Origin of the sequence: Clostridium gallinarum (assembly GCF_014836325.1) — a bacterium.
GTDB classification, from domain to species: Bacteria; Bacillota; Clostridia; order Clostridiales; family Clostridiaceae; genus Clostridium; species Clostridium gallinarum.
Genome location: NZ_JACSQZ010000040.1, coordinates 22388 through 31096 on the forward strand (window position 1 = coordinate 22388; position 8709 = coordinate 31096).

Consider the following 8709-nt stretch of genomic DNA (forward strand, 5'->3'; position numbering starts at 1 on the left):
TACTAATTTATATATTCTATAAAAAAAGCAACTAATGTAGTTGCAATTAAATAGAAAGAGCGGGTAATTTTCACTCCCACTCTACATTCTTAGCTATTAGTAAATCACTTCTTTTCTTATTCTATCATATTTTGCTAATTAATACAAGGGAAAGTAATGAATTTCTTATTTGTACTCTACTTATTACATTCCCTGTATATATGATTATTATACCACTTTAAAATAAAGATAATTGATTAGTTTCAGACATTCCATCAAGACAACCATGGTTACTTAAAGTTTCAATTACAGTTTTTGAAACTTTAGCTCTTACTCTTAAGTCCTCTTTTGATATAAATTCCCCTTGCTTTCTTACTTCTACTATACTTTTAGCTGCATTTTCTCCTACACCTTGAAGTGCACTAATAGGAGGTCTAATCCCATCCTCTTCAATTGTAAACTTAGTAGCTTCAGAAATATATAAATCAACTTTTTTAAACTTAAGTCCTCTTGCATAAAGTTCATAGGCTAACTCTAAAACAGTAATTAATCCCTTATCCTTTGCTGTAACTTTATTTCCAAGCTCGTAAAGTTCATCTAATTTTGCTTTTATAGCTCCTGTTCCCTTGCAAATAAGATCTGCATCAAAATCATCAGCTCTAACCGAAAAATAAGTTGCATAATAAGCTTCTGGATAATAAACCTTAAAATAAGCTATTCTAACTGCCATCATTACGTAAGCTACAGCATGCCCTTTAGGGAACATGTATTTAATTCTCTTACAGGATTCTATATACCAATCTGGTACATTGTTTTCCCTCATTACTTTTTCAAAATCCTCTGTTAGACCTTTTCCCTTTCTAACACTTTCCATAATGGTAAATGCCATCTTTGGTGGTACTCCAGCATACATTAAATAAACCATTATATCATCTCTAGTTGAAATACAATCCTTAAGTGTTGTGTATCCTTCTTTAATAAAATACTGTGCATTATTAAGCCATACATCAGTACCATGTGAAAGTCCTGAAATTCTTACTAAGTCAGCAAAACTCTTAGGTTGTGTATCAACAAGCATACCTCTAACAAATTTAGTACCAAATTCAGGAAGTCCATAACTTCCAACTTCACATCCTAATTCCTCTTTAGTCACTCCTAAAGCTTCTGGCGATGTAAACAAAGAAATTACTTTCTTATCATTCAATGGTATAGTTTTAGGATCAACTCCTGTTAAGTCTTGTAACATTCTAATCATAGTAGGATCGTCGTGCCCAAGTATATCAAGTTTTAGAAGTCTACCTGAAATTGAGTGATAGTCAAAATGTGTTGTTGTTACATCTGAGGTTTGATCATCTGCTGGACGTTGTATTGGTGTAAAATTAAAAATTTCATTATCACTTGGAACAACCATAATTCCACCTGGATGTTGTCCTGTTGTCCTCTTTATTCCAGTACACCCTATAGTAAGTCTTTCTACTTCTGCACTAGATGTTCTAATTCCTCTTTCATCTAAATATTTTCTTACATATCCATATGCAGTTTTTTCTGCTATAGTTCCTATAGTTCCTGCTTTAAATACATATCCCTTACCAAATAAAACTTCTGTATACTTATGTATTTCTCCTTGGTTATCACCTGAAAAGTTAAGATCTATATCTGGTTCCTTATCCCCCTCAAATCCTAAGAAGGTTTCAAACGGTATATCATGCCCTTCTTTTATATATTCAGCTCCACATTTTGGACAGTTTTTATCTTCTAAATCTGCTCCTGAACTAACAGAGCCATCTAAAAAGAATTCTGAATTTTTACAATCAGGACATACATAATGAGGAGGGAGCCCATTAACCTCTGTTATGTTTGACATAGTTGCAACAAATGAGGAACCAACAGATCCTCTTGAACCAACAAGATAACCATCTGCTAATGATTTTGCAACTAATTTTTGTGCTATAAGATATAAAACAGCGTATCCATTATTTATTATTGAATTTAATTCTTTATCTAATCTAGTTTGAACTATTTCAGGCAATGGATTTCCATAAATAGAATATGCTTTATTCATAGTCATTTCTCTTATTTCTTCATCTGCACCTTCTATTTTAGGAGGATAAGTTTCATCTGGTATTGGTTTTAATACTTCTATAGAATCTGCAATAATTGAAGGATTCTTTACAACAACTTCCTTTGCAACCTCTTCTCCTAAATATGAAAACTCCCTTAACATCTCTTCAGTAGTTTTTAAATATAAAGGAGGCTGATTATTAGAATCTGAAAAACCTTGCCCAGCCATTATTATTCTTCTAAACACTTCATCTTGAGGATCTAAAAAATGAACGTCTCCTGTAGCAACAACTAATTTATTTAATTCTTTTCCTAATTTATATATCTTTCTATTTAACTCTCTTAGCTCTTCCTCATCCTTAACATTTCCTTTTTCTATTAAATAATTATTATTAGCAATAGGTTGTATTTCTAAATAATCATAAAAACTCATAATTTCTTTAAGCTCTTCATCTGATTTCCCATCTAATACTGCTCTATAAACTTCTCCAGCTTCACATGCAGAGCCTATAATAAGCTCTTCTCTCATTTCCATAAGCCTACTTTTTCTAGTTCTCGGATGCTTATGAAAATTATCTAAATGAGACTCTGATATTAGTTTATATAAACTTTTCATTCCCGCTTGACTCTTAGCAAAAATAATTACATGAAAAGTTTTTTCTTTTTTTATATCCATTTTTTCAAGAAATTCATTATTTAATTCTTTTACACTATTTATATTTAACTCTTCTATCATTTTTTTTAATGATATTAGAAAAATTTCTGCAGTTGCTTTAGCATCATCTACAGCTCTATGATGATTTTCAAGAGATACTCCTAAATACTTTGCTACTAAATTTAACTTAACTCTTTTTAAATCTGGATATAAAAATCTTGCCATAGGTACAGTATCTATTATAGTAGAGGTAAACTCTAATCCTAAATCTTTGCAGTTTTTCTTAATAAATCCTGTATCAAAAGCTGCGTTATGAGCTACTACTGCTGCTCCATCTATAAACTCCATAAATTTAGGTAAAACAACCTCAATAGGATCTGCATTTTCAACCATTTCATCAGTAATACCTGTAAGTTCAGTAATTTTATATGGAATTCTGCATTTAGGATAAATAAACTCACTAAAAGTTTCTATAACTTCCCTATTTTTTATTTTTACAGCACCAATTTCTATAATTTTATCATTTTTAGCTGAAAAACCCGTGGTTTCTATATCAAAAACTATAAATGTATCATCGAAATCTTCATTTTTATCATTTATAGCAATTGGTACTCCATCATCAACCAAATACCCCTCTACTCCATATAAAACTTTAATTTTATTTTTCTTTGCTGCTATTTGAGCATCTGGAAATGCTTGAACAACCCCATGGTCTGTTATTGCTATAGCTTTATGTCCCCATTTTGCTGCTCTTTCTATTAATTTACTTACAGAAGTTACACCATCCATAGCACTCATAGTTGTATGACAATGAAGTTCTATTCTTTTTTCCTCAGAACCATCCATTCTTTCTATTTTGCTCATTCTTAGAATATCTCTACCCATTATTACAACTTCTCTAGCATATGTATCATAAACTGCTTCTCCTCTTACTTTACAATACAACCCTTTCTTAACATTTTCTAAAACCTCTTCTGTATCTTGTGGCTTTAAAAAACATTTTACAGTAATAGAACTAGTATAATCTGTTATAAAAAATGTAAGTATAGTTTTTCCTGTCTTAGTTTCTACTATATCAGTTTTAAATACTTCTCCAATTACAGCAACAACTCCAGATGTCTCATCAATTTCATTAATAGAAATTGCTTCTTGACTTATGGATCTTCCTAAAATACTATTTTCACTTTTAGGTTCTCTTTTAAATTCACGTTTTTCATAACTTTTCTTAGGTTTAGCTTCTTTCTTTTCCTCTGTATTTGTTTTATTAGATGAAACTTCCTTTGAAATATTTCTTCCATTGAAAATTTCTTTTAAAACTTCTCTTTCTTCTTCTATTTTTTCAGCATAGTTACTTTCTGATTCCAAACTACTATCATATTCCAATTTTACCTTTGTTTTTATACCAAATATACTTTCTATATTAAGTTCAATTTGCTTAGGTATTCCTCTTGTGTTTAAATGTTCATTTATTTTTTCATACCCGCTAGTAATATATATATTATTTTCATTAACCTTTTTTATTCCCTTAGTTAATACAGATCTTGATAGAGGAACCTTTTTAATAATATTTTCTACTACTTCTACCCAATGCTTTTCTACTATTTCTTTTATACTTAAATTAGAAATATCTCTATAAAATAATACCTCAATGTTAACATCTATATTTAAAGCTTTTTTTATAGCTTTCTTAAGATTTTCTTCTTCTTCATTATTTAATGAATCTTTACCTCTTATTACAACTTTTAATACATTACTTTTTCTTAAGAATTGAAATTTTATTATATTAAGTTCTTTATCCTCTAAATCATTAAATTTATTAATTTCTTTTTTTATAAGCTTTAAAGCATTTTCACCCAATAAAACACCTCCTTCTTTCTTTAGTACCATTATTTAAACGGAAAATTGACAATGTAAAATGACTATTAAGTATTATATCACCTTAATTATTCATAATTCATTGTCAATTAATTCCTCTAAATATTTTCTATTTCTTTCATTAATTCTTCAATTAAATCTTCTTCTTTTACTTTTCTAACTATTTCACCTTTTTTAAATATTAAGCCTTCACCTCTTCCACCAGCGATTCCAATATCAGCTTCTCTGGCTTCTCCTGGTCCATTTACTGCACATCCCATTACAGCAACCTTAATATTTTTATTTATACTTTCTAATCTTTTTTCTACTTCCTCAGCTATTTTAATTAAATTAATTTGTGTTCTACCACATGTTGGACAAGATATAAATTGAAGTCCACTTTTTCTTAATTTTAAAGCTTTTAATATTTCTTTAGCAACTTTAATTTCCTCTATAGGGTCACTCGTTAAAGAAACTCTTATAGTATCACCTATACCTTCTGCTAATAAGGTTCCAAGTCCAATGCTTGATTTAATAGTTCCTCTAAAAGGTGTTCCTGATTCCGTTACTCCTAAATGTAAAGGATAATTACAGCTTTCACTCATTAATCTATAAGCATCAATCATCATTGTTACATCTGAAGATTTTATAGAAATTACTATATCATAGAAATCTAATTCTTCTAGAATTTTAACATGTTTTAATGCTGATTCTACAAGTCCTTTTGCTGTAGGACTTCCATCTCTTTCTAAAATTTCTTTTTCTAAAGATCCTGAATTAACACCTATTCTTATTGGAATATTTTTTGCTTTTGCTGCTTCTACAACAATTTTAACTTTTTCAATACTTCCTATATTTCCTGGATTAATTCTTAATGCAGAAACTCCATTTTCAATAGCTGCTAATGCTAATTTATAATCAAAATGTATATCTGCTACAACAGGTATGGGTGATTTTTCACATATATCTTTTAAAGCTTTTGCTGCTTCCATATCTGGAACCGCACACCTTATTATTTCACATCCAGCTTTATATAATATATTAATTTGATTTAATGTAGCTTCTACATCTCTTGTATCTGTATTTGTCATAGATTGAATAGATACAGGTGCATCTCCACCTACATAGCAAGTTCCAACCTTAACTTTTCTTGTAATTTTTCTTTCCATCTTATTTCCTCTCCTATAGCTTTATAGGGAATAATATATCCTTTATAGTAACTAGTATCATAAGTCCAAAAAGAAGCATAATTCCTACATAATTTACTGCACCAACTATTTTTTCTGGCACTTTTCTTCTTGTAATTAACTCTATCAATAATATAACTGTCCATCCTCCATCTAGTGCTGGAAATGGCAACATATTAAATACAGCTAAATTTATACTTAAGAATGCTATAAAGTACATAAGATTCCATATACCATTTTTTGCTGCTTCTCCTGACATTCGAATAATAGACACAGGTCCCCCAACATCGGTTTTAAAATTAACTTCTCCACTAACCATCATTTTTAAACTTTTATATGTTTGATTCACTAATGCTATTGTTTCTTTGAAGCTTTGTTTAAAACTTTGAACTATACCTGGATTATTTATTCTTTGAAATTCAAAGCCTATCATGTATCTTTCCCTTCCATTTTCCTCAACTAACTTAGGAGTAACAATAACTTCTTTTTTCTCCCCTTCTCTTTTAATTAAGAAGTTAATAGGTTTATCCTTTGCAAGACTAATTCCAATAGATAAATCATCTGCTGAATATACCTTACTGCCATTGATTTTTAGAAACTCATCCCCTTCTTTTAGACCAGATTCTATAGCAGGCATGTTTTCTATTAAACCATTTATCTTAGGAATGTTATATCCAAACTTATTTAGAAAAACAGTAAATAGTATTATAGCAAGTAAAAAATTCATTACTGCACCAGCTATAACAACACTTATTCTCCTTAGTGGTGACTTAGAAGAAAAACTTCTTTCATCTTTAACTTCTTCTTCTTCCCCCATCATTTTAACATATCCACCGATTGGAAACAAACCAATTGAATATTTAGTTTCTTTTCCTTCCGTTGAAAATATTTTAGGTCCCATTCCTATAGAAAACTCTTCAACTCTTATACCATTTACTCTTGCCATTATAAAATGTCCAAGTTCATGTACTATTATAAGTAAACTAAATCCAAGTAACGCATAAATTATATACACTCCATAATCCTCCTAATTCCATCTTGCCCTTATATATTTTCTAACCTCATTATCTAAGTTAATTACATTTTCTAAATTAACTTCTTTATTTTTTTCTCCTTTAAAAACTTCTAAAGCTTCTTCTATTATTTTGGGTATATCTAAAAATTTAATTTTTCTTTCTAGTAGTAAAGCTACTGCTTCTTCATTAGCTCCATTTAATATACAAGGTGCTAACCCACCTTCCATCCCAACTTTATAAGCTAACTTAAGGCATCTAAAAGTTTCTAAATCAGGTTTTTCAAAAGTTAAATTTCCAATTTCATAAAAGTTTAATCTTTTAGCTACCGCATTTTTTCTCTCTTTTTTATTAATTGCGTATTGTATAGGCAGTTTCATATCAGTTGATCCTAATTGTGCAATTACACTTGCATCATTATATTCAACCATAGAATGCATTATACTTTGTGGGTGAACAACAACTTCAATATCTTCATATGGACAATTAAATAAAAAATGTGCTTCTATAACCTCTAATCCTTTATTCATAAGAGTAGCTGAATCTATAGATATTTTTTGACCCATATTCCATTTTGGATGCTTTAAAGCATCGTCAACAGTAACATTTTTTAAATATTCAACATCTTTACCTCTAAAAGGGCCCCCTGAAGCTGTTAATATAATTTTACTAACATCCTTCTCAGTATATCCATTTAAAGATTGAAATATAGCACTATGTTCTGAATCTACTGGTAAAATTTCTACTCCATGCTCTTTAGCCTTTTTCATAACAAGCTCTCCTGCTACTACTAAAGTTTCTTTATTTGCAAGAGCAATATCCTTACCAGCCTCTATAGCTTTTAATGTAGGTTTTAATCCTATCATGCCAACTACAGAAGTTACTACCATTTCTATTTCATCTAATGAAGCTATTTTTTCTAATCCTTCAATGCCTGAATAAACTTCTATATTAAAATTGTTTTCTGTACAATAATTTTTTATAACCTCTGCACTTTCTCTTTCCATCATAGCAACATATTTAGGCTTAAATTCATTAATTATTTCTATAATTTTACTCACTGACGAATTAGCACTTATTCCAACTAAATTTATTTCGTTATTAGAATTTCTTATTACATCTAAAGTTTGAGTTCCTATTGAGCCTGTAGCTCCTAAAATCGAAATATTTTTCATTTTTTCCTCCTACTAAGTTAATTATAAATTATATCTTTTGCTATTATACTATAAATTGGACCTGTTATAACACCAATAAATCCAAACATATTTACCCCTATATAAATAGATAATATTACTGCTAAAGGATGAATTTCAAGTTTACTACTTAAAAATTTAGCTTCTAAGATTTCTCTGGTAAATCTCTCTAAAATATATAGTAATACTAATCCTATAACTAATATGTACCTCTTTATTATAATATTGTATATTATTATTGGTATAAAAACAATTGTTGTTCCTACAAAAGGTAATATATCTAAAATAGAACATAATATTCCTAAAAACAAACTATTATTTATTTTTAGCACTTTAAATCCTACAGTTATTATGGATGCACTTAAAAATATTAATTTAGCTTCTATCTTTAAAACATCTTTTAAATTTTCAATTTTCCTAAAAAAACTTTCAAGAAACTTTTCAGAAAATAAACAACTAAATAATCTATAAAATTTATTTTTATCTACTAATATAAAATAATTTATAATATTAGCTAGTAAATAAGAAATAACACTTTCACTAGTTATAATAGCTCCTTGCATTATCATATTACCATTTACATATTTAATTATATTTTGTATAGATTTATCAACATCTAAATTTAAAAAAATCTTAATACTATTAGCCAAATTATTAAACTCTATTGTATTATTTTTATAAAATTTATAAAAAATCTCAACTAATCTATTCCCAAAATAATATATTATAACAAATAAACTTATATTAATTAATAGTATAGTTAATAT

Annotated in this window: 5 protein-coding genes; all 5 read right to left on the reverse strand. The window is 28.6% G+C overall.

Translation table 11 applies throughout. The features are described from left to right. Nucleotides 1–217: 217 nt before the first annotated feature. Nucleotides 218–4552: a PolC-type DNA polymerase III gene (locus tag H9660_RS11040; protein ID WP_191750434.1), complete on the reverse strand. Its 4335-nt coding sequence runs from the start codon at nt 4550–4552 to the stop codon at nt 218–220. Nucleotides 4553–4668: 116 nt separating this feature from the next. Next, nucleotides 4669–5718 (reverse strand): flavodoxin-dependent (E)-4-hydroxy-3-methylbut-2-enyl-diphosphate synthase, encoded by a 1050-nt coding sequence (ispG, locus tag H9660_RS11045; RefSeq protein WP_191750435.1) that lies wholly within the window; start codon nt 5716–5718, stop codon nt 4669–4671. Nucleotides 5719–5731: 13 nt separating this feature from the next. Continuing rightward, the gene (locus H9660_RS11050) at nt 5732–6751 is read right to left on the reverse strand and encodes a site-2 protease family protein (RefSeq protein ID WP_191750436.1); all 1020 of its coding nucleotides are present in this window, start codon (nt 6749–6751) and stop codon (nt 5732–5734) included. Nucleotides 6752–6763: 12 nt separating this feature from the next. After that, nucleotides 6764–7924, reverse strand: a complete 1161-nt coding sequence (gene dxr, locus H9660_RS11055) for a 1-deoxy-D-xylulose-5-phosphate reductoisomerase (RefSeq protein ID WP_191750437.1) — start codon at nt 7922–7924, stop codon at nt 6764–6766. A 17-nt stretch (nt 7925–7941) separates the two neighbouring features. Further along, the coding region (locus H9660_RS11060; protein WP_191750438.1) for an AI-2E family transporter at nt 7942–8709 on the reverse strand (768 nt) is incomplete at its 5' end.

What these genes read in the sequence shown, in the direction of transcription:
- dxr (WP_191750437.1), bottom strand. Translation starts at nt 7,924, where the DNA reads ATGAAAAATATTTCGATTTTAGGAGCTACAGGCTCAATAGGAACTCAA.
- ispG (WP_191750435.1), bottom strand. Translation starts at nt 5,718, where the DNA reads ATGGAAAGAAAAATTACAAGAAAAGTTAAGGTTGGAACTTGCTATGTA.